Origin of the sequence: Flavobacterium sp. BFFFF1 (genome assembly GCF_002256285.1) — a bacterium.
In the GTDB taxonomy this organism is placed as follows: Bacteria; Bacteroidota; Bacteroidia; order Flavobacteriales; family Flavobacteriaceae; genus Flavobacterium.
Genome location: NZ_NKJE01000017.1, coordinates 1 through 23,125 on the forward strand (window position 1 = coordinate 1; position 23,125 = coordinate 23,125).

Below are 23,125 nucleotides of genomic sequence, written 5' to 3' on the forward strand. Positions count from 1 at the left end.
CTCCCATTGGATTGTACCGCCGTAACCGGTTACCTTCACAAGACCGGAATCTCCAGCACAGACAGGTCCACCGCCTGTAATCACGCCGGCGACAGGTACCGCATATACTTTTATCGTTTTTGATGCAGTCGTCATTGATACGCCACAAACAATATCAGTAACCACAGCACGATAAGCCCTATCAGATGAAACACTGAGGTTCGAGGCGATATAAGTACTTTGAGTTGCACCAGCAATATCAGTAAACGTATTGGTATCTGAAAATGCCGATTGCCACTGGATTGTACCGCCTGTGTATCCATTCAGCGTAAACGTTGCGTCGCTTCCACTACAAAAGTAACCTCCAACGGTTACGGATCCAGCATTCAGCACTGGCGATATTGTCAATACAGCACTACTGGAGGTGATTGTGTCACACAATCCGGTAACGATCACCCTGTATTCCGTTCCGGATAAAGGCAGCGTTGCTGTTTTGGTGATTGTTAGTGTACCTGTATCGTAGTTGGAGTAAAGCTCTGGAGTCGAGTTGTCAATTGTTATCCAGTCAACGCCCGGTTCTCTGTACTGCCAACTATAACTTGATTCCGAACCAGACAAAGCCGTCATGTTAGTGGTAGAACCTTCTGTCCTGCATAGCACGACGGAAATAGGTTGAGAAATAATAACATCAGTATTGATAGTAAGGTGCAGCGTTCTCACCTCCAGACATCCAAATTCATTGGTGCTCTCAAAAGTATAGTCGCCACTTTCAGTATACGTTTGTCCATTCCAATCATAAGAATGGCATGCCGTAGCGAACTCTTCCGTGGCTGTATCTGAATTAATCGCAACAAGCACACTGGTTAATTCACTTTCGCAACCATGCGCGGTCTGAGACACAAAGTAAGTGCCGCTTTCCAATGAATCACCCGAAGACAAAAGGATAAAATCGCTGCTATACCATTTGATATCTGTTCCGTCTGCGATTAATTGTGAAACTGTGGCGGTATTGCAGAAAGACTGATTCTCTGCGTTTGGCGCTGGAGTTGTATTAATCGTAACATTTACCTGCACCTTTTCACTCTCACAGCCATGATCGGTCTGACTAACCAGGTATGATCCGCTAAACAACACATCAATAGGAGAAAGTTGATTTCCAGCCACATCAAACCATTTTATTTCGGTCCCTTCCGCAACCAAATCGGAAACCATCGCACCTGTACAAAATGTCTGGTCCATCGCAATCGGTGCTGCAACACTGTTGATCGTCACGGTAATCATCGTGGGGTTGCTTTCACAACGATTCAACGTCTGCGTCACAAAATAAACACCACTTTCCAAAACGTCACCGCTATCTAAAAGATGATTGGCATCATCATACCACTTTATGTCAGTACCGGATGCAGACAAATCAGCAACCGTAGCGGGATTGCAAAGCGTTTGGTTTTCAGCAGAAGGTGGCGGTGTAACATTTAAGGTTACTGAGACTGCAGCTTTTTCACTTTCACATCCATGGCCCGTTTGTGACACATAATAGGTTCCTGTCTGAATGGCATCTGATAAATCCAAAACATGATTTTCGGCATCAAACCAAACAAGATCAGTCCCAATTGCCGACAAGTCCGAAACATAAGCAACACCACAAAAAGTCTGAGCAGACGCTTCCGGCGCTGGTGTTCCACTTACGATGACAGTTACTGCTGATTTCGCACTTTCACAGCCATGTGCCGTTTGCGTGACAAAATAAGTTCCAGTCATCAACAGAACATTGTTTGACAGCAAGTTGTTATTGCCATCATACCATCTGATATTGCTACCAAAAGCCACCAGATCATTCACAATGGCTCCAGGACAAAAATATTGCTCATAAGATTCCGGCTCGGGAGTGAAATAAACATCTATTGAACCGGTCCTTGCTGTGGTACAGCCAGAAAGATTTATCGCAGCCGTGTATATTGTACTGGTTTCAGGCTTAGCATAAACAACAGCCCTGTTCTCTTCGGCGATATAAGGCACTGTCGCAGCGGCGTCTGAATAAAGTCCGTCCACCGGAGACCAGCTAATGACTGGTGCAAAGTAGGTCGTCAGCCTAAGGTTCGGACGCACTGATAGTTGGTTTGTGCTCGTGAGGCTGCAGGCACCACTGTTATTATCAACCTTAATGTGTTTGTACAACTGGGTTGTAATTGGTGACGATTCGACATCCAGGTTGTTCTCCGCAGTTCCACCGCTATTGTTGTTATTGTAGCAGGTTTCAACGAGTAAATTAGATACGCCGTCCCAAATTAAAGGTGTGCTTAACGCATAATCTATATTCCCGTTACCCGTTGCAGGGACATAAGTCGCATCGGCGAAAACGGTATAACCCGGAGTCTGGATGTAATTGGCCAGTAAAGACGTTGTTGTAAATCCCGCTTTAACCGTGAAATCATTCAGTTGAATTGGCGTTCCCGCAGTAACGGTATAACCAATCGATTTGATTTGGCTTCCCGCTTGCAATCCAAGTGCAGCCAATTCGGACGCGGTATATAAGGCTTGGGTTCTTGCAGCGCCCCAATATCCCTGATAGGGGGTGTAATTTGCATTGCTGCTCGTTCCGGTTCCTAATTTTGACAAAACTTCCGAATAGTCTGCTGTGGCTGTAAGCATTTGGACTGCACCACTACAAATCGCTGCATTGGATGGAGAGACTTCTGCTGAATAAACAACAACTTCAATCATTTTTCTCAAATAGCTTTCACTGCCATTGATGGTTTGGGATGCATAGTAAACGCCTGTAACCAGCGGCGTGTCCGTCGGAAGTGCAGTACCTCCTGACAATGACAAATACCACTTTACACCGGATCCAACTGCCGCAAGTGCTGCAACGGTTTCATTGCTGCAGAAAACCTGATTGCCAGCAGATGGTGCCGGGATGGGCGAGACAAGCAACGAGTAGTTTGGGGAACTGATTTTTGTTCCATTGAAGTTTTTTACTGCAAAATCTATCCTTCCAATATTAGCCTGATTTGGAAAATAACTGCTTACCGGATTCAGGGTGATGGAATAAGTTCCATTAGCATTAGCCGTCAAAGCGCTTGCTGCCGATGAGGCATTGCTTGCCCCATTAAACGGGGATTCCAGTGCGTTGGAATTATTTGCATCATAAGAATAGGACCATACATAAAGATTCGATGTTGCCCAATAGGCAGGAAGGTCAAGGGCAAAAGTGAATGTCACTGAATCCGACTGATTAAACGAAGTGGTACTGCCCGTTGTATTGTTGACAAAACTTCCGAAAACGCCATTTCCGTCTGTGGTTGTGAAAGTACCACCAGCAATCCAGGCATTCGTAATTGAGGCACTGCACTTAGAACGAACCCAAAAATAGTATACGGTCGAAGAAAGTAAGCCTGTCACTGATTTTGTCAGAACACCGGCCGCTACACTTCCGGAAGCTATCGTTCCGGCTGTTGGTTCTGTTGAGATCGTGCTATAATAATAATCATATCCTGAACCTGGTGCAGCTACGGGTGCATTCCAGCTCAGCACAACGCCATAAGCCGTGGGCTGCGTGGCGGTCACGCCGGAAGGACTGCCACAAGGAACGTCCGTGCACGTAATCGTTTTGGTCCTAGCGGCATTTTGTGTGCCACAAGTAGAATTTGTATTGAAAAAATAACGTATAGTACCGGAAAAATTTGCAGACGACCAGGAAACTGGTGTCACGCCGCTGGCGAAAACAGTCGATCCATCAAGATTGGAAATGGTAATATAATCTGTGGCAATAGAACTCGTGAACGTATAAAGCTTGTTGGCGATTACATTTATCCTGGTAAATTCCCCGGCATACGCCTGGGTTGTAATCTGTTCCGGGCTGCCCGTACAGGACGGGACAAAAGTAGCCGATGGGAATAGCGTGCCCGTAAGGCAACTCGCCGTTCCTGTAGGGACAAACGCGGTTCCAGCTACCCATGGACTTTGCGCTGTCCCACAATTTGACCTGATCCAGTAATAATACGTAATGTTTCCGCCAAGCGCCACTCTTGAATAACTCCGTTGCGCGCCATTCACCGAAACAAAAGTTGAAGCCGCCGTTGGAGCGGTATTTGTAGTCGATAGATAGATATCGTAGGCGGCTGGGTCACTTCCCTGGGACTGCCAGTTTAGTGTTACCGAATTGTTCCCTGGTACGGCACTGAGCGTTGTGGGAACACTGCAGGAAGCCTTAATGTATTTCACGCGATCGACTTCCTCGGTTCCACAGCTCGAGCCAGTATGTATCAGGTATCGTACTATACCGCTGATGCCGTTGGAATTCCATACCAGTGGTGACGAACCCGCCGCATAAATAACAGAACCGGTAGTGTTGTCTGTGATCGTAATGTAATCGGTAGGAACACTTGAGGACAAAGTGTATTGCTCATTGATGACTACATTAACAGCACTGTATTCCCCTGCATATGCGTCTGTGACTATGGTTTCCGGCAAACCTGTGTAAGCAGGTGTAAAAGTTGCAGTGGGGTATTGTCCATAAGGCGACAAGGTACACCCTTCAAAACACGGTGCAGCGGTTGGTACATGATATTCCGTAGTTCCCCCAAAACCGAGTTGAGAAATCTGATTGGCTCCCCAACCAAATAGCGAACCATCTTCCTTAATAGCAAACACATGGGTGAAACCTACGGTTGCTGCCGCCCAATTCGTGTCTGTTCCTACCTGAACTGGGGCTGTTTTACCAATAATTGTGTTGTCGCCCAGTTGCCCTTTCGTATTGTCACCCCAGGCCCATAAAGTCCCGTTTGTTTTAATTCCGAGGCTGGTAATTCCTCCCGTATTGATTGCCTTCCAGGTATCTGTTCCAACTTGTAACGGCACTTTGCTATTGACCGTCGAACCAATCCCAAGCTGCCCGCTTCCATTTTCACCCCAGGTCCAAAGCGTCCCATCAGCTTTTAATACGAATGTTGACGCACCACGAACCACCACCGACTCCCAACTGGTCGCAATGCCAATCTGGATGGGCGACAATGCCTGTGTGCCAACGCCGTTATTTCCAAGTTCTCCATCGGTGTTACGTCCCCATGCCCAAAGCGTGCCGTCAGATTTGATTGCAACGGTATGCGAGGACCCTTGTCCTACCGATTTCCAGGTAGCGGTACCTATTTGAACAGGGCTAAAGCGATCCGTGGTAGTGCCATCACCCAATTGCCCATTTGCATTGTAACCCCAGGTCCACAACGTACCGTTATTCTTTATCGCAGCGGTGTGCGAAGTCCCGGCCGAAACAAATTTCCAATCCGCCGCCGTACCAATTTGCACCGGAGCGTTTTGCTGCACTTGTCCGCCATTTCCTAACTCACCGTGGGCGTTGCCACCCCAGGCCCAAAGTGTCCCATCACCTTTAATGGCAATACCATAGGCAGAAGTAATGCTGCTGTTTCCCATACTCAGCATCTTCCATGACGAAGTACCGACCCTTACCGGAACTGTCCTATTTGTAACGTCGCCGAGGCCTAACTGCCCAGCGGCATTATATCCCCAGGTCCAAAGACTGCCATCGGGTTTGAGTGCTCCGCCGGTCTGATAACCCGCAGCAGCAAATTTCCAGCATTGACCCAAGGCGTTGAAAGAAACTAGAAACAATGTAAAAAGCGTTAAGCACGTAATTTTAATTTTCATAGTATGTGTGATAAAGCGTGATAAGACGAATCTAAATTAAAAAGTCATCAAAAATAGTGTTAATTTTTAATAATCTGATTACTAACTTTTAAGAAAGTATTAACAAGTATTTTGACTACATAAGACCAAACTGATCGCTCCTGCATTTCCGGATGAGAAACAGCGCGCTTACCAGTCATACGAAATCAGCCAGATAATTCTTTTATAAAAAAAATGATTTCTGGAACAACCGTTTCAAAATAAATTTTATATTTGCACCGTAATTCAGAATAAAATGGCACGCGCAATCGAATTTAATGAATGTGAGAAGATTGACAAGGCAATGAATGTCTTTTGGGAAAAAGGATATAATGGCACGTCAATGCAGGATTTGGTAGATGCCATGCAGATCAACAGAAGCAGTTTATACAACACCATCGGTGATAAACACCAACTTTTCATGAAGTGTATTAGCAATTATTTCGATAACGCGATGAAGGAGATTAGAGAAAAAGTTGCCAAAGAAACTTCTGCCAAACAAGCGCTTATCAATGTCATCAAAGACAAAGCAGGTTGGATTGTAGATTGTGAAAAAGGCTGCCTGGGAATAAAAACGATATTTGAAATCGCTCCTGAGGACAATGAAGTTCGTAACTTAATGAATAAAAACAACAACATTTTCCTGGATTTCCTGGCTGAAACCGTTCAGAAAGCGATGGATGATGGAGAAATGGATAAGTCGGAAGATGCATCCTTAATGGCAGAATATATTATGACATCATTTACCGGTTGGAAACAGTCATACATTTTGCACAGGGATCCTATCAAAATCAAAAAAATGTCCGAATTCCTGATTAAAAACATATTCAAATAATACGTTTTTTTTTCGCTAATTCTGGAACGTTTATTTCAGAAAATAATATTTAATACGCATATTTTTTTTTTATCTAACAGCGCTGATTCTGAAACGATTGTTTCAGAATATAGTTCGAATTAATTCAATGTATATTATGAAAAACAGCATCAATTCTGGAACGTTTATTTCACAAAAGATCTTCAACAAAATACCTAATTCAAAACCATTCTCATCTATGAAAAACATTACCCTTTTAAGTTTAGTCGCAGCTTTCCTGATCAGCTGCTCCGGGAAAGATGCCGGAGCACCCGCACAGGCACCTGCCACATTGCCAGTTTTAAGTATTGCAAACCAGACTGCAACCACCGATACCGAATTTCCTGCCGCCATTCAGGGAAAAACAGACGTTGAAATCCGCGCGCAGGTCAATGGTACCTTAGATAAAATTTTTGTCGATGAAGGCGCGTATGTTACACAAGGGCAACCGTTGTTTAAAATCAATGACAATCCTTACCGCCAACAATACAACAACGCCAAAGCGAGCCTCAATGCCGCCGAAGCAAGCGTTGCCAATGCCCAGATTGAGGTCGATAAGCTTACGCCGTTGGTACAAAATAAGGTAGTTTCAGATTTCCAACTAAAGACTGCTAAGGCAAATCTTAGTATTGCAAAGGCCAATGTGGAGCAAATGAAAGCCAATGTTGCCAATGCCGAAATCAACCTGAGCTATACTTTGATTAAAGCGCCGGTAAGCGGATACATTGGCCGGTTGCCCAGAAAACAGGGCAGTCTGATCAGCCCGAATGATCCTGAATCACTCACAACATTATCAGATACAAAAGAGGTGTATGCCTATTTCTCTCTTGGAGAAAACGAGTTTATCAAATTCAAATCTTTGTATAAAGGCAATACGATTGCAGATAAATTAAAGCAATTGCCGCCAGTGTCACTTGTGCTGGCTGATAATTCTGAGTACACACAGACGGGCAGAATCGACATGGTCGATGGGCAGTTTGACAAAACTACCGGCGCGATTACCTTAAGGGCCAAGTTTCCAAACACAAACGGACTTCTACGCTCCGGTAATACCGGCCGCGTGAAAATCAGCCTGCAGCAACAAAACAGCATCGTCATTCCGCAGGAATCAACCATCGAAATCCAGGATAAGATTTATGTATTTCTCGTGGATGCTAACAATGCAGTCACGCGACAGCCCATCATCGTTTCTGGAAAAAGTGGCACCGATTATATTGTGACCGATGGCATCAAAACCGGGGACAGGATTGTCTTAAAAGGATTTGAAAATCTACCTGATGGTGCAACAATCGTTCCGGAAAACCCTAAAAAGACCGTTGCCAAAATATAACTAAACCCTAACGCAATCATTATGTTACAAAAATTTATTGACAGGCCAGTCCTGTCGACAGTCATCGCCATTCTTATAGTGATCCTCGGGGCAATCGGTTTAAGGACGCTTCCCTTACAGCAATTCCCGGATATAGCGCCGCCAGCGGTACAGGTTGTGGCCCTTTATCCCGGCGCCAATGCCGAAACCGTGCTGCGTTCCGTAGCACCATCGCTTGAAGAAGCCATCAACGGTGTGGAGAATATGAGTTACATGAGTTCTACTGCCAGTAACGATGGCTCCTTAGTAATTACCGTGAATTTTAAACTTGGAACCAATCCCGACCAAGCTGCCGTTAACGTGCAAAACCGCGTATCGCAGGCTACCAGCCAATTGCCTCAGGAAGTCGTACAGGCAGGGATTTCGACTACCAAGCAGCAAAACAGCCTGTTGATGGTGGTGGATATGTATACTGAAAACGAAAAACAGTACGACCAGACTTTCTTAGCCAATTACGCACAGATCAATATCGTTCCCGAGATCAAGAGAATTCCAGGGGTTGGGCAATCCATCATCTTTGGAAGCAGTAAAGATTACTCGATGCGGGTGTGGCTGAATCCTGCAAAAATGGCTTCATACAACCTCACAACCAGGGAAGTTATGGCCGCAATTCAGGATAAGAATCTGGAAGCAGCGCCGGGCCGTTTTGGTGAAAGCAGTAAAGAAGCGTTCGAGTATGTCATCAAATACAAAGGAAAACTGAACAATCCCGGTCAATATGAAAACATCGTAATCCACTCCAATGCCGACGGCTCCGTCCTGAGGCTGAAAGATGTTGCCCGCATCGAATTTGGTTCCTATTCTTATGGCAGCACAACCAAGGTCAACGGCAAGTCCGGTTTAAATATCGCCGTTTACCAATTGCCAGGATCCAACTCCAGTGATGTGCAGATTGCCGTCAGGGAAATGATGGAAAAAGCATCAAAAGACTTTCCAAAAGATGTGAAACACCTCATTTTATACAACACCAAGGACTCGCTTGATTTGTCCATCGCACAGGTAAAATCCACGTTGATCGAGGCTTTTATTCTTGTATTTATCGTCGTATTCCTTTTCCTTCAGGATTTCAGGGCCACGCTGATTCCGGCTATTGCGGTACCGGTTTCGATCCTTGGGACATTTTTCTTTATGCAGGTCTTCGGATTTTCGGTAAACCTATTGACGCTTTTCGCTTTGGTATTGGCCATCGGAATTGTAGTCGATGATGCCATCGTCGTAGTTGAAGCAGTACATGAGAAAATGCACAGCAAGCGCCTTTCTGCCAAAGCCGCAACGACATCCGCAATGAGCGAAATTACCGGCGCGATTATTTCCATTACGTTGGTTATGTCCGCGGTATTCCTTCCCGTCGGATTCATGCAGGGATCGACCGGTGTTTTTTACCGACAATTTGCCTTTACATTGGCAATCGCCATTGTCATTTCGGCGGTAAATGCGTTGACATTAAGCCCGGCACTTGCAGCCTTGTTTCTAAAAGACGTTCCGCACGATGACGAACATCAGGAAGCAAAGCCGAAAAATTTTAAGGAAAAATTCTTCGCGGGTTTCAATTCCGGATTTACAAAACTGACCAATAAATATGTGAGCAGCCTGCGTTTCCTGATAAAATTCAGATGGCTCAGCCTAGGTGGACTGGCGGTCGTGATCCTGGCTACAGTATATCTTGTAAAAACGACACCAACCGGATTTATCCCATCTGAAGACCAGGGATTTATTGCGATCTCGATGTCGATGCCAGCCGGTGCGTCTCTTGACAGAACCAAAGCCGTGATGACAGAAGTAGAAACTGCTTTGGGTACCATGCCATCAAAAAAAACCCTGATGAAACTTTCCGGATTCAATCTGTTGACACAATCAAGCAGTCCATCCGCAGGTGTGGCATTCATTTTATTAAAACCAGCTAAAGAGCGCGGCGAAATACAGGATATCAATGACATCATGAATGACGTCCGTGGCAAGCTAAGTAGCATTAAGGGCGCGGGTTTCTTCGTATTTACGTTCCCTACCGTTCCGGGCTTTAATAACGTCGACGGTCTTGACATCGTGTTGAAGGATAAAACCGGCGGCGATGTGGGCAAGTTCAGCGCCATCAGCAGCAAATTTATTGGCGAACTGATGAAACGTCCTGAAATCGCCGTGGCTTTCACCAGTTTTAAAGCGGACTACCCGCAATTGGAAATGGAAATTGACGATGTCAAAGCGGAGCAGCTTGGTGTAAGTGTCCGGGATATACTGCAAACCATGCAAACGTACTTTGGAAGCGCCCAGGCGTCAGATTTTAATCGCTTTGGTAAATATTACAGGGTGATGGTTCAGGCTGATGTAGCCTACCGGGACAAACCTGAATCGATGAACGGCATTTTCGTAAAAAACCGCCAGGGCGAAATGGTACCGGTTTCAACGTTGGTCAGGTTGAGGCCGACCAACGGCTCTGAGAGCGCTTCCCGATACAACCTGTTTAATTCAATTGCCGTAAACGCGATTGCCAAGCCGGGAATCAGCTCCGGTGATGCCATCAAGGCGGTCCAGGAAGTGGCCGAAACGCAGTTGCCTAAAGGCTACGTAATCGAATTTTCAGGATTGACGAAAGAAGAAATTACGTCATCGGGGCAATCGGCGGTTATTTTTGGACTGAGCTTATTATTCGTGTTCTTTTTACTCGCTGCCCAATATGAAAGCTATATCCTGCCGGCAGCCGTTCTTTTATCCATACCTACAGGAATCCTTGGGGTGTTTATCGCTATCGGGCTGGCCGGAATCGAGAACAACATTTATGTGCAGGTTGCCCTGATTATGCTTATCGGACTGCTGGCTAAAAATGCGATTTTGATTGTAGAATATGCAATCCAGCGGCGACGCGCAGGGAAATCACTTATCGCATCATCCATCGAGGCAGCCAAACTGCGCTTGCGCCCAATCATCATGACATCCTTCGCCTTCGTTGTCGGGTTAACGCCGATGATGCGAGCGACCGGGCCATCCGCTTTGGGAAATCATTCCATCAGTATTGGTGCTGCAGGCGGCATGGTCTCAGGAGTTATCTTAGGAATTTTCATAATACCGGTACTTTTTATCGTGTTCCAATACCTGCACGAATTGGTTTCGGGAAAACCATTGGCCGTAACCCACAACGAAGAAAAAATTTAACCTTAACCTAAGTACAAAATATCATGAACAAATATATAAAGAAACCAATCAGGCTGCTGCTTTTACTCGTGGCCGCCGGAAGTTTTGCTCAACAAAAGGCAGTTGCAGAATTACCGGGCAATTATCTCAATGCGCCTTCCTCCGATACTACAAATATTGCCGATGTAAAATGGAAAGATTTTTTCGCTGAAAAGGACCTGCTTGCCATGCTCGACAATTCATTGGCAAAAAACAATACTCTGCAGGTTGCCGACAAGAATATTGAGATTGCGAATTTACAGCTCAGGCAATCAAAGTGGAATTCTGTCCCGCAGGTTAATGCTTTTATGAACGTTTCCAGCAACCGCCTTTCTGAAAACAGCCTGAATGGCATTAATGCGAATCAGGCGTTAGGGAAGAATCACATCGAAGACTATACTGCCGGGCTGAACCTTTCTTGGGAGGCAGACATTTGGGGTAAATTCAGGAATCAAAAAGCCAAAGCACGGGCAGAATATTTATCAACAACAGAGGCGAAAAAGGCTACCCAAACCGCAGTTGTTGCCAATGTGGCCAAAAGCTTTTATAACCTATTGATGCTTGACGCGCAGCTGGATATTGCCCGCCGTACACTGTTATTAAATGATAGTATTGTTTTTATGGTTAATCTGCAATATGAGTCGGGACAAGCAACATTGCTCGCCAAACAGCAGGTGGAAGCCCAGCGGTTGGTTGCAGCAAAATTAATACCTGAACTGGAACGCAATATTGCTTTACAGGAAAATGCTATTGGAATATTGTCTGGAGCCTTTCCGGAACAAAAGCAAAGAAGCAGCATGTTGAATGAATTGGCAATTGCGGATAATCTGAGTGCCGGAATTCCTTCGCAATTGCTTAGCAAACGTCCCGATGTCAGGAATGCCGAATTAAACTTACAGGCAGCAAACGCCAAAGTTGGGATTACAAAGGCATACTTCTACCCTACGCTCACAATCACCGCTGCCGGTGGCGTAAACTCATTTGAGTCGAGCAACTGGTTTACGATACCAGCGTCGTTATTCGGAAACATTGCGGGAGGATTAACCGCGCCACTTTTGAACAGTAAAAAAATCAGGACGCAATATGAGATCTCAAAAATCGAGCGGGACCAGGCTGTTGTACAATTTCGTCAAACCGTGCTTGTAGCAGTCACAGAAGTGACCAATGCGCTCGTCAGCATTGAAAAACTGAAAATGCAATATCAGCTTTCTGAGGAGCGCACTGTGACTTTACAACAAACGGTAAAAAATGCTACGCTCCTATTCCGGAATGGCCTTGCAAATTATATCGAGGTGATTATCGCCCAGGGAAATTTATTACAGTCTCAGCTGGAACTGGCCTCGATAAAAAAAGACAGGCTGGCGGCAAATGTAGAACTCTATCGGGCTTTAGGCGGTGGCTGGGAATAATAAATCGAATCTGATGGCCAAATACATGGTGCCGATATTGTTGCTGTTCACGGCAGCATTGCACGCTCAAACGGACAAATTCATTGGAAACTGGGCGAACGGCGACGAAAGCCTGACCGTAGAGATTTATATACAAAACGGGAACTATTATGCTAAAGCGGTTAAATCTGAACATCCGGAATTGATCGGAAAAGTGGTATTGGTTCAAATGGAAAAAAAGTCAGATACCCAATTGTATGGTGGAACGTATTATGATGAAAAGTTAAAAACCGAATATGAGGCCAAACTGAAGATAATACTTCCTGATACCATTCGTTTAACAGTAATGTATGGGCTGTTTCATAAAACCATTTACTGGCATAGAATTTTTCTTTAACAAGTGATTACAAAAAACAGATAAGATATGATCAACCTAAAAACCTTCAAAAATATACTTACCAATGGTTTCAAAACACCGGGTAACCAAGACGAATCTGATGGCAGAAATACAAAAAATGTTTCCACATTAAAGTTTGAGTCATTGGCCTATCTAGCCTATAAAAATCAAAATGCAAAAGATGTAAAGACACCCGACGCAAATGAATTTCCGAAAGTATATTTTGGAGATGAATGGGCATTTTAACCTGAAGTATTATTTTTTAGCAAAAAAAAATCCCGCTCTAAAGGCGGGATTTTTCTATTTATATGATTTAGATTATTTCTTGATGATCCTCAGGGATTTTGTTTTGCCATCCTGCATCACAATCACGTTGTACACGCCTGATGGATAACGCTGCCCGACCTGCTCTGCCTTAAAGGCTTCCGGAGCCAGTTCCTGCTGCTCAACAAGTTTACCGGCCATATCGTAAATCAACAGCGTGATGTTCCCCGTTCCTGCACCCCTTACGTCAAAATTGAAATAATTGTCACTTGGATTTGGATAAGCAATGACTTCAAACGGTATCCGCTGAGCCCCTGCATTGGTATCTTGTGGAGCGCCCTTGATGATCGTACAATCCTTATAGTAAACGGTGATGACGTTGCTGTATACTTCTGAACAAGCACCGCTGTTAAAGCGTATCCTATAGTAATTTGCGCCTGCCACTGCATTCGAGACCGAATAGCTTGTACCTGTTTGCCCGGCTATATCGGTGAAGCCTGTGCTTGCAGATGTCGTTGATGACTGCCATTGGATGCTGCCTACATATCCCGCTGCCACGGTAAGCACCTTGGAAGAATCGTTAAGGCACAATGCGGTTCCTGTGGAAGTTCCCGCCGGAGTCGTAGTGTTTGCCTTGATGCTTTTTGCAGCTGCAAGCGGATCCACAGTGATGACAAGCATATCAGAGTAAGCCACACAAGCATTGTTGGAAGCCGAAATCCTGTAAGCGATGCTGGCCGTAAGGTTCGTAATCACCAGCTGGTTGTTGGTGATTGCACTCGACACCATGGTCCAGGTTGGTGTTGCCGAATTGTAATTGGTTGATTTCTGCCATACAATAGTCCCAGAAGTCGGGCCATTCAGCGTAATGGTAGTTCCAGAACCCCTGCATACAGAAGTAGATGACGCGCTAAGCGTTCCAGCTACTGGAGGAGCGCTGATATTTAATAACAGACCTGCGGAAAAAGCCTGAGGGCCGCATCCATTGTTTAGCGCTCTAACCCTAAACCACGTCGGGACATTAATCGTCGCATTGTAAACCGGAGCCGTTTCTGATGCAATATCGGTATAGTTGACATTGTCCGGTGACGACTGCCATTGGATGGTGCCGCTGTAGCCTGTGACTTTCAAAGCCTTGGCCACGCCCGGACAGGTGGTCGCGTCGCCACTCACTGCAGATACCGTACCGCCTTTCGATTGGTTTACCGTAACCACAACGATTGCTGATGTCGCCGATGAACACGCACCGATACTTACTATAGCCCTGTAGGCACGTGATACGGCTAGGTTTCCTGTCGGAAGTGCCGCAGTGTGCAGTGAACTGTTGAACCACGTCGGATTTGGATCCGTCCAGTTGGTCGAAGCCTGCCAACTGATATAAGCGCCAGCGGTATATCCTGTAAGGTTCAGCGTCGTGCCCGAGCCGTAACATACATTAAGGTTGTCTGCCGCTATCGAACCTGACACCGCAGTAGCGTTGATCGTGTATACTACCACGTCAGTATACACCGCGCTGCAGACACCATTGGTAATCCTAGCCCTGAAATACACTTGGCCCTGGATATTCGTTAATAGATAATTCGGTGTCGAAATACTGGTGGAAGCTGTTCCAAAAGCCAGGCCAGGCGTCGCCGTAGCAGCTGTTGGCGCTGCCTGGAAATTGACCCCATCAATAGAATACTCCCATTGGATTGTACCGCCGTAACCGGTTACCTTCACAAGACCGGAATCTCCAGCACAAACAGGTCCACCGCCTGTAATCACGCCGGCGACAGGTTGTGCATTTACCTTGATTGTTTTTATCGCTGTTGTTGTGTTAGTGCCACAAACGGCATCGCTAACGACCGCGCGATAGGCTTTATTCGAAAACACGTTTATTGCCGGTATCGTATAAATAGCGGACGTAGCACCAGGAATATCTGTAAAACTGTCGTTCATAGAAGGTGCGGACTGCCATTGGATTGAAGTTCCGGAATAGCCTGTCAATGTAAACACCACATCGTTACCGGCGCAGAACATACTTTCGGCAATAACAGTACCTGCATTAATGGACGCTGGGATGCTCAATACCGCACCCTCAGAGGTCAATGTCGCGCAATCGCTGGTGACAATGGCGCGGAACTGTGTTCCGGATACTGGTAGCCCACCCATACGGGTTACGATCAGCGAAGGGCTATCATATCCTGAATAAATCGCGCCTGAATCCGAGGTAATCGTTGTCCAGGCTCCTGAAGGCTCTTTATACTGCCAACTGTAGGCAGCGGAAACCGCATTCGTACCAACCAAAAATGTAGCCGTTGAACCTTCAGCACCACAAAGTGACACTGGAGCCGGTTGCGTAACGATGGCATCGTTGTTGATTACCAGGTGAAGGTGCGCTGTATTGTTACAACCTTCGCCATTGATACTCGAGTAAGTGTAATCGCCGCTGAGAAAATACTGATTTCCATTCCAGTTATAGGATTCGCAGGCGGTAACATCTTCCCAGGTTTCACTGCTGTGTGTAATCGTAAGGTGCAATGTAGCCACATTGGCACAGCCAGATTCGTTCATGTTTGTGTATGTATAATCGCCACTATCACTGAAGGTTTCCAGATTCCAGTTGTAAGCGTTGCAGGCAGCAACTTCCTCGGAAGTCGCTGTACTCCTGTTCACCGTTAAATGTAAAGTTGCCACGTTTGTACATCCTGCATCATTTATCCCTTCAAAAATGTAATCACCACTTTCGGTATAGGTTGTCCCGTTCCAATCATAGTAATCACAAGCAACGGCACTTTCTTCGGTTGTTGTACTGTTATTGATGGTAAGGTGTAACATGGCCAGGTTTGTACAACCTGAGTCATTTTGGCTTTCATACTGGTAATCACCACTGGAAGTGTACAATTGTCCATTCCACTCATACCCGTCGCAAGCCGTTGCGGATTCCTCAGTAGCTGAGTTGTGGTTTATCGTAAGATACAACCTTGAAACAGCACTACAACCAGCATCGTTTATACTTTGGTAGACATAATTTCCGCTATCCGTGTAGGTGACTCCATTCCAGGTATAAGATTCGCAGGCGACCACAACTTCGGAGGAAGTCGTGCTGCGGTTAATGGTAAGATGTAGTGTCGCAGTATTGGTACAACCTGTGGCGTTAGTACTCTCAAATGTATAATCACCACTTTCGGTATAGGTTTGCCCATTCCATTCATAGGAATCACAAGCTGTAACTGTTTCTTCTGAAGTACTGCTGTGACCGATCGTCAAATAAATAGTGCCATATTGCAAACAGCCAAATTCGTTATAGGTCTCAACGCCATACACCCCTGATTCAGTGAAGGTTTGAAATTCTACCGAGTACGAATCACAAGCGAAGACTTCTTCCTCAAATTGGGTACTATGATGAATGGTCAGGTGCAGCGTTGCCGTGTGTGTACAACCTGAATCATTTGGAGTCGTATAAGTATAATCGCCGCTTTCGTAATACTGTTGACCATTCCAGTAGTATTCAGAACATGCGACTGCGGTTTCTTCAGAAGCCGTATTATAATCAATCCTTAGGTTTAGCGTGGCCGTGCTTATACATCCGGCCTCAGTGGTGCTTTCATAAGTGTAGACCCCGGTTTCGGTATACGTTGTTCCATGCCAGGTATACGAATCGCAGGCCGTAGCGTTCTCAAATGTATCGGTTCCAGTATTGATTGTCAGGTGCAGGGTTGCCGTGTTCACACAACCTGTATCAACATCCGTAGATTGATAGGTATAGTCACCACTTGCAGTATAAGTTACTTCATGCCACGTGTAAGAGTTGCAGGCACTAATTTCCTCTGAAGACGTCGTGATGCATGGAGGCACCTCGCAGGTAATGAATCTGCTCCTGATAACATTTATGTGACCGCAGTTTGCGTCAAGGTTAAAATGATAACGTATCGTACCAGAATAATCACCTGAATCCCATACAACAGGCGTTATGCCTGAGGCCAGCAGCACGGTACCATTAGCATTGGTAATCGTGATAAAATCTGTGGCAACGGAACTTTCAAAAGTATACTGCTTATGTGCCGCAATTGCTACGTTGGAAAACTCTCCTGCCCAGCTCGACGACGAGATCAACTCTTGTGATCCTGTACATTGCGGGAAATACGTTGCCTGTGGATACAATCCGTAGGTGGCACCGTTACAACCCGGACTCACGGTTGGGAGCGTTGAAAAAGCAGGACCTGAAATCCATTCACTGAAATTGCCATCGCAAGCGGAACGTATCCAGGTGTAATAAGTCGTATCAGGAGTCAGGCCGTTGAGGGTAGTTCCAGTCTGACCATAAGGATCATTGTATGGTTCGGATAAAGAAGGCGTTACGTTCTGTGTAGAGATGTAAAGTTGTACGCCTGTGACGCTGTTCCATGTTAACTCCACACGCTCTGAAGTAAGTGTGGACGTTACCACACTGAGGTCAGTAGGTGGCGCACAAGGAGCTGCTTCCCCGCAGGCAATCCATCTTGTCCTGTTTGCGGCCTGTGCTCCACAAGCGAAATCGGTATGCAGGTAATAACGGATGACACCGTCAAACCCTGACTGCCATACCAAAGGTGTATTTCCATAGGCCAGTACCTGAGTCCCATCAGCATTGGTTATTGTGATATAATCTGAAGCATTAGAACTTGAAAAGGTATATTCATTTTCTGTTACATTAACATTAGCATATTCTCCTGCATAAGCTACAGCGGTGATTACTTGTCGTCCTGTACACGATGGTGTAAAAGTGTCCTGCGGATACAATGCACCATCGGTACAACCCGGGAATTTCGTCGTGAATGTCCCTCCATAAACCCAGGCACTTGTACTGGCTCCGCAAACCGAACGCACCCAGTAATAATGTGCGGTAGCCGGCGCAAGTCCCGTAACCGTAAAGAAATTGTCAGTCGTGACATTACTAGTTGCCGGTAATGCGGCCGATGGCGTTGTGTTTACGGTTGACACATATACCTGGCTGCCGCCTGACGGTGAGAATACCGGTATTTCCCAGGAAATCTTTGCAGTCTGGGAAGTGATTGCAGTGGCAGTTAGATAATGTGGCAAACCGCAGCTGCCCGGCGTTTGACAGGCGATCATTTTCGCCCTGTAAACCGTGTCCGTACCACAACCATCGTTTTTGTGGATATAATACCTGATCACGCCCGTGTTGCTGCCTGAATTCCAGGTAACCGGTGTAGTTCCGTATGCGTATACTGTGCTTCCGGTACTGTTGGTTATTGTAATAAAATCTGTTGGGCGTGATGTACTGAAGATATAATTCTGGTTCGACAATATATTGACGTTTGAATAAAGTCCCGACCATACGCCGGAATCTATCGTTTGGTTTCCTCCATCACAGGTTGGCGTAAAAGTTGTTGTCGGAGATAAAGCGCCGCTGGTACAGCCTGGTGGCGGTGGTGTATAATTGCCTGCATCCATCCAGTCACCTGTAGTTGGATTTGTACCACAAACAGATCTTACCCATATATAATAGTTGGTCCCAGGTGTCAGCCCGTCGATATCATAATAAGTATTTGTTGTAACATTCCCAATCGCTATTCCTCCCGCAGGTACTCCGGGTGTGGTACGATAATACACCTGGTATCCACCCGCAGGGGCTTGTTGCGGTGCTGTCCAGGACACCCTGATGGAATGGTATGTACCGAGAGACTTTGTGACAGCCACTGGCGGATTACAATACTCCACCGAATAATTGGCAACGCCATTCGCGGTCCATCCATAAACCGGATTGCTTTCCGCAAAATCCGGGAACTCAGCCCCTGCACCGTTATCATATCGCTTCCAGTTGGACAGCGTGCCCACCTGAGCGAGCAAAAATTGCCTGATTCCTGACGTAGGCCCTTCATAGCGGGCGTTATCGGCATCATTCTGCACACCTGAACCCAAACCGACTGCAAGGGCTGTCAGCCCATTGGTTAGTCCCGGAGGCAGGTTACTGTAATTGTCTCTTAAACCGGCAGCGATGGAAGCCGTAGCCGTGGTCAGCGATGACCAATTGTTTGTAGCCGTGGTCAGCGCGTAGATACTCGTAAAATTAGTTCCGGGAAAACTGGAATTGATTGGCGCATCGGATCTGAAAAAGACAACCTGGTCGCCGCTGTTTGCGAACGTCAACTTGCCATCAGCATCGCTTCCGCATTGCGTGCCAGAAATCACTTCATAGTTCGCATCGGTTCCGTTTTGTGATACAATCTGCACCGATCCGGCGGGAATACCTCCTGCGGGTACAGTGAACCTGAATAAAATATCTTCCGTGTTATCGGTACACATAAATTGGTTTGAGGCAGTATTCCAGCCCGCATCAGTGATATAAAATTGTGTTCCGGCACGAAGGTCTGTCAGCGGCATCCAGCTGAATTCATCAGCACTTTGTGCAGCCGTACCGGTATCGGCACCAGCACCTACTACAACAATATCGCCTGCATTAAGTATCTGTGGAGGAATAGTCGTAATTGATGTGGTCCTATAGCTGGGATTCGATCCGCATGCTGCATCAGTATGCACATAAAAACGCACCACTCCTGAAGTCGTACCTGAGGACCATTGCAAAGGCGTTGTGCCCGACGCAAATACGACGGTTCCCGCCGCATTGGTAATCGTGATAAAATCCGTCGGAACGGAACTCGTAAACGTATAGTCCCTTTTCGCAAGGGTAGTTATATTACTGAATTGTCCAGCGTAGCTTGTGGTGGTCACTACTTCAGGAGCCATTGTTTCCAAAGGCGTAAATGTGGCGGTGGGATTAATACCCTGATTGGCGCCATTACAAAGCAAAGGCTGCAAAGTGGTGAAAGTAATCACAGTCCACGGCCCTTTTGTTCCATTTGAATCGCAACGGGTGCGTACCCAATAGTAATATGTAGTTCCGCTAGCCAGATCGCCTACAGTAGCATTTGTTGAAGGAGTAAAACTCGAAATTGGTGCCGGCGGTGCCGCATTGCTGGTCGACCAATACATCTCATACCCGGTAGGTGTTGAAACCGGTGCTGTCCATGATATTCTTGCAGAATTTGAAGTCAGATTAGATACCGTCATCCCTGATACCGTTCCTCCACAATTACCCGAGAACGTACAGGTGATGTATTTTGTCCTGGCGGTATTTTGCGTGCCACAGGAAGCATTGGTATGCACATAATATCTCAGTACACCACTCGTCGTAGTTCCGGAGTTCCATGTTAATGGCATTAAACCTGAGGCATACACAACAGTTCCCGCAGCATTGGTGATCGTGATATAATCTGTGGAAACGGAAGTTGTAAATATATAATGCCTGTTCGTAACAGCATTAAAATTCGAATACTGTCCGGCGAAGCTGTCGAATGCCGCTTCCGCTAACCCAGTTCCCGCAGGTGTGTAAGTCGCTTCCGGATACAATCCGTAACTGGCACCATTGCAGCTCGAAAAAGCGATGGTAGTAAAGCTGCCTCCCGAAATCCAGGAACCTTTTATCGTACCGTCACAATTCGATCGAACCCAGTAATAATAGGTTGTTGCGGGCGAAAGGTTATAAGCAAGGCTGATTGTAGTCGCATTTCCAAATGTTGCCGGAGTAGACGCAGTTGGCGCTGTGTTTACAGTGCTGTAATACACTTCATATCCACCCAACGGTGGATACGTTGGTGCTGTCCATGCAATTCTTGCAGAATTTGAAGTAACGTTAGAAACTGTTAAAGCTGTTGGACCATTGCAGGTCGTAGCATTGGTGCCAATGATGTACTTGGTCCTTGTCCATGAATCGGTGCCACAACCTGCTGAGGTGTGGAAGAAATAACGAACCACCCCACTAAAGTTCTCAGATGCCCAGATTAAAGGTACATTGCTTTTAGCATACACGATTGTTCCCGTTTCATTTGTAATGGTAACCACATCATTCATCGTTGAATCAAAAATATAATTCTTGTAAGGAACTATATTTACATTTGAATATTCGCCGGAATGGGCTCCCTGCGTGACAACTTCCAGGGTTCCATTGCAAAGCGGTGTAAAGGTTTCCTTTGGAAACAGGCCATATACTGCGCTGTTACACGGTGAAGAAACAGGGTTTGTAAAACTGCCTCCGAAAACCCATTCGCCTTTTAGTGATCCGCAGTTCGAGCGCACCCAGTATCTCCAGGTGTTGGAACCATTGGTCAACGTAACCATTGCACTGTTGGTAGTGCTAGTTGCACTTGGTGTCGTAGCAGCCGTAGGCACACTTGTTGATGATAAAGTGAAATAAATATCATAACCTCCGGGACGGCTTGCAGCCTCAGTCCAGGAAATTCTCGCATATCCCGAAGATATTTCAGATACTGCCAGATCCGTTGGCAGACCGCATGAAGTTACCGCCGAGCAGGCTACCGATTTTGCCCTGGATACATTCTGTTCAGCACAGGCATTATTGGAATGTATAAAGAATCTCAACGTACCTGCTGAAGGACCGGAAATCCACGTCAAAGGCGTCGTGCCACTAGACAATACCGCGCCGGAGCTGTTGGTCAATGTGATGAAATCGGTTGCAACCGAACTCGAAAAAGTATATTGTGTGTTCGTCGTAACGGTCACGTTTGAGTATTGCCCCGCCTTGGCATCGGCCACAATCTGCTGTGCACTTCCGTTACAAGACGGCACAAAGGTTGTCGCGGGATATAATCCATAACTTGCTCCGTTACACGCGGCGAACGCTGGCGTTTTAAAAGACAGTCCGCCTATCCATTGGCTCTTGGTTGTACCACAATTGGAACGCACCCAAGTATAATATTCTGTATTTGGCTGAAGCCCCGTCACATCGTAAACACTAGTTGTTACGGCTAATGTCGCTACGCCGGACGTTGGCTCGGCTGCGCTGGTACCGATATACAAATCATAACTACCGGGCGGATTGATTGTCGGTGCCGTCCATGATATTTTTGCAGCATTTGAAGTGATATTAGACGCGTTTATTCCCGTAGGATAAATGCAGCTGGAAGCGGAAGGCGTACATCTGATCCATTTAGTTGAATTGCCCAACGCAGTGGTCACGCCGCACGAACTGTTGGAATGCATGTAAACCCTGATATATTCGGCTGACGCGCCTGAAGTCCAATTTACGGTACCTGTCCCTGTTGCATAAACGACATTCCCAGCATCATTGGTCACGGTAATGTAGTCGGTCGTCAGGTTGGTCTGGAAGCGGTAAGCTGCATTATTAACCACCAGCACCCGCTCAAATTGTCCGGGAGAACGCGTTGACATTGCCGTAAATGTACCGTTTAATGGCGGTACGAAAGTACTGAAATTTGTTCCGTTTACCGCTCCATTACAACTTTGAAAAGCGTTGGTGGTAAAACTTTGCACGGGTGACCAGGCACTTTTGGTAGATCCGCAATTGGATCGGATGCTGTAATAGTACGTAGTCCCTGCAAGTAAACCCGTCAACGGCGTATCCGTATAATTGGTTGCTTTTAGTGTCGGCGTAGTACCAGGCAACGGGGCAGTCGGACTCGTGCTCAGATAAAAATCATAATCATCGTAGGGAGCTGGCGAAGGATCGGTCCAGCTCAGTCTCGCAGAATTCGATGTGATGTTGGAGATCGATACGTCGGAAGGCAATGAAGCGCAGGAATTGTATAAGTTACAAGTCATGTAAGCATGCCTTACAACAGTGTCCGTTCCACACGACGCATTCTTATGAAGATAATAACGGACGTTGCCAGTACCCTGTGTTGTCCAGAAGACGTGTCCCGTACCATGAGCAAGAACAACGGAAGCATCTGCATTAGTGATCGTTACATAGTCGGTTGCAACGGCACTATAAAACTCATAAATCCGGTTGGGCAGCACCACGACATTATTGTACTGTCCGGGTGTGGCATTAAATCCCACAATTAGTCCAAAGTCCAAAGTGGGCGTGTACGCTTGCGAATTTTGCAAAGTACCACTTGTACACTGCGCTGAAACAGTTGAGATAGAAAATAAAAACGCTAAAATGGCAAGAAGGGTAATTTTTGTCCTCATAAAAGTTTTGTTTTTTTTCAGAGCAGAAGGCCTTTTTC

7 protein-coding genes and 1 pseudogene are annotated in these 23,125 nt (G+C 46.1%); 6 read left to right on the forward strand and 2 right to left on the reverse strand.

The annotated features are described in order from the left end of the window. Positions 1–5,640 (reverse strand): annotated as a pseudogene (locus CFE23_RS11205) (hypothetical protein); the annotation flags it as partial. A gap of 274 nt (positions 5,641–5,914) precedes the next feature. Here CFE23_RS11205 and CFE23_RS11210 point away from each other — a divergent pair. The 6 genes from CFE23_RS11210 (at position 5,915) to CFE23_RS11235 (ending at position 13,076) form a co-directional block, all read left to right on the forward strand. After that, positions 5,915–6,493: a TetR/AcrR family transcriptional regulator gene (locus tag CFE23_RS11210; protein WP_291087979.1), complete on the forward strand. Its 579-nt coding sequence runs from the start codon at positions 5,915–5,917 to the stop codon at positions 6,491–6,493. A gap of 217 nt (positions 6,494–6,710) precedes the next feature. Continuing rightward, positions 6,711–7,841, forward strand: coding sequence for an efflux RND transporter periplasmic adaptor subunit (locus CFE23_RS11215; protein ID WP_291087983.1), 1,131 nt, complete (start codon positions 6,711–6,713; stop codon positions 7,839–7,841). A 21-nt stretch (positions 7,842–7,862) separates the two neighbouring features. Then, a complete protein-coding gene (locus tag CFE23_RS11220) occupies positions 7,863–11,027 on the forward strand; it encodes an efflux RND transporter permease subunit (protein ID WP_291087986.1) in 3,165 nt (1,054 codons plus the stop codon). 23 nt (positions 11,028–11,050) lie between these two features. Beyond that, positions 11,051–12,454, forward strand: coding sequence for an efflux transporter outer membrane subunit (locus tag CFE23_RS11225; protein ID WP_291087989.1), 1,404 nt, complete (start codon positions 11,051–11,053; stop codon positions 12,452–12,454). 13 nt (positions 12,455–12,467) lie between these two features. Beyond that, positions 12,468–12,830: a DUF2147 domain-containing protein gene (locus tag CFE23_RS11230; protein WP_291087991.1), complete on the forward strand. Its 363-nt coding sequence runs from the start codon at positions 12,468–12,470 to the stop codon at positions 12,828–12,830. 27 nt (positions 12,831–12,857) lie between these two features. After that, on the forward strand, positions 12,858–13,076 hold the full coding sequence (locus tag CFE23_RS11235; protein ID WP_291087993.1) for a hypothetical protein: 219 nt from the start codon (positions 12,858–12,860) through the stop codon (positions 13,074–13,076). Between the two features lie 72 nt (positions 13,077–13,148). Here the strand turns inward: CFE23_RS11235 and CFE23_RS11240 are convergent, their stop codons facing one another. After that, on the reverse strand, positions 13,149–23,087 hold the full coding sequence (locus CFE23_RS11240; RefSeq protein ID WP_291087995.1) for a fibronectin type III domain-containing protein: 9,939 nt from the start codon (positions 23,085–23,087) through the stop codon (positions 13,149–13,151). Between the last annotated feature and the right edge of the window lie 38 nt (positions 23,088–23,125).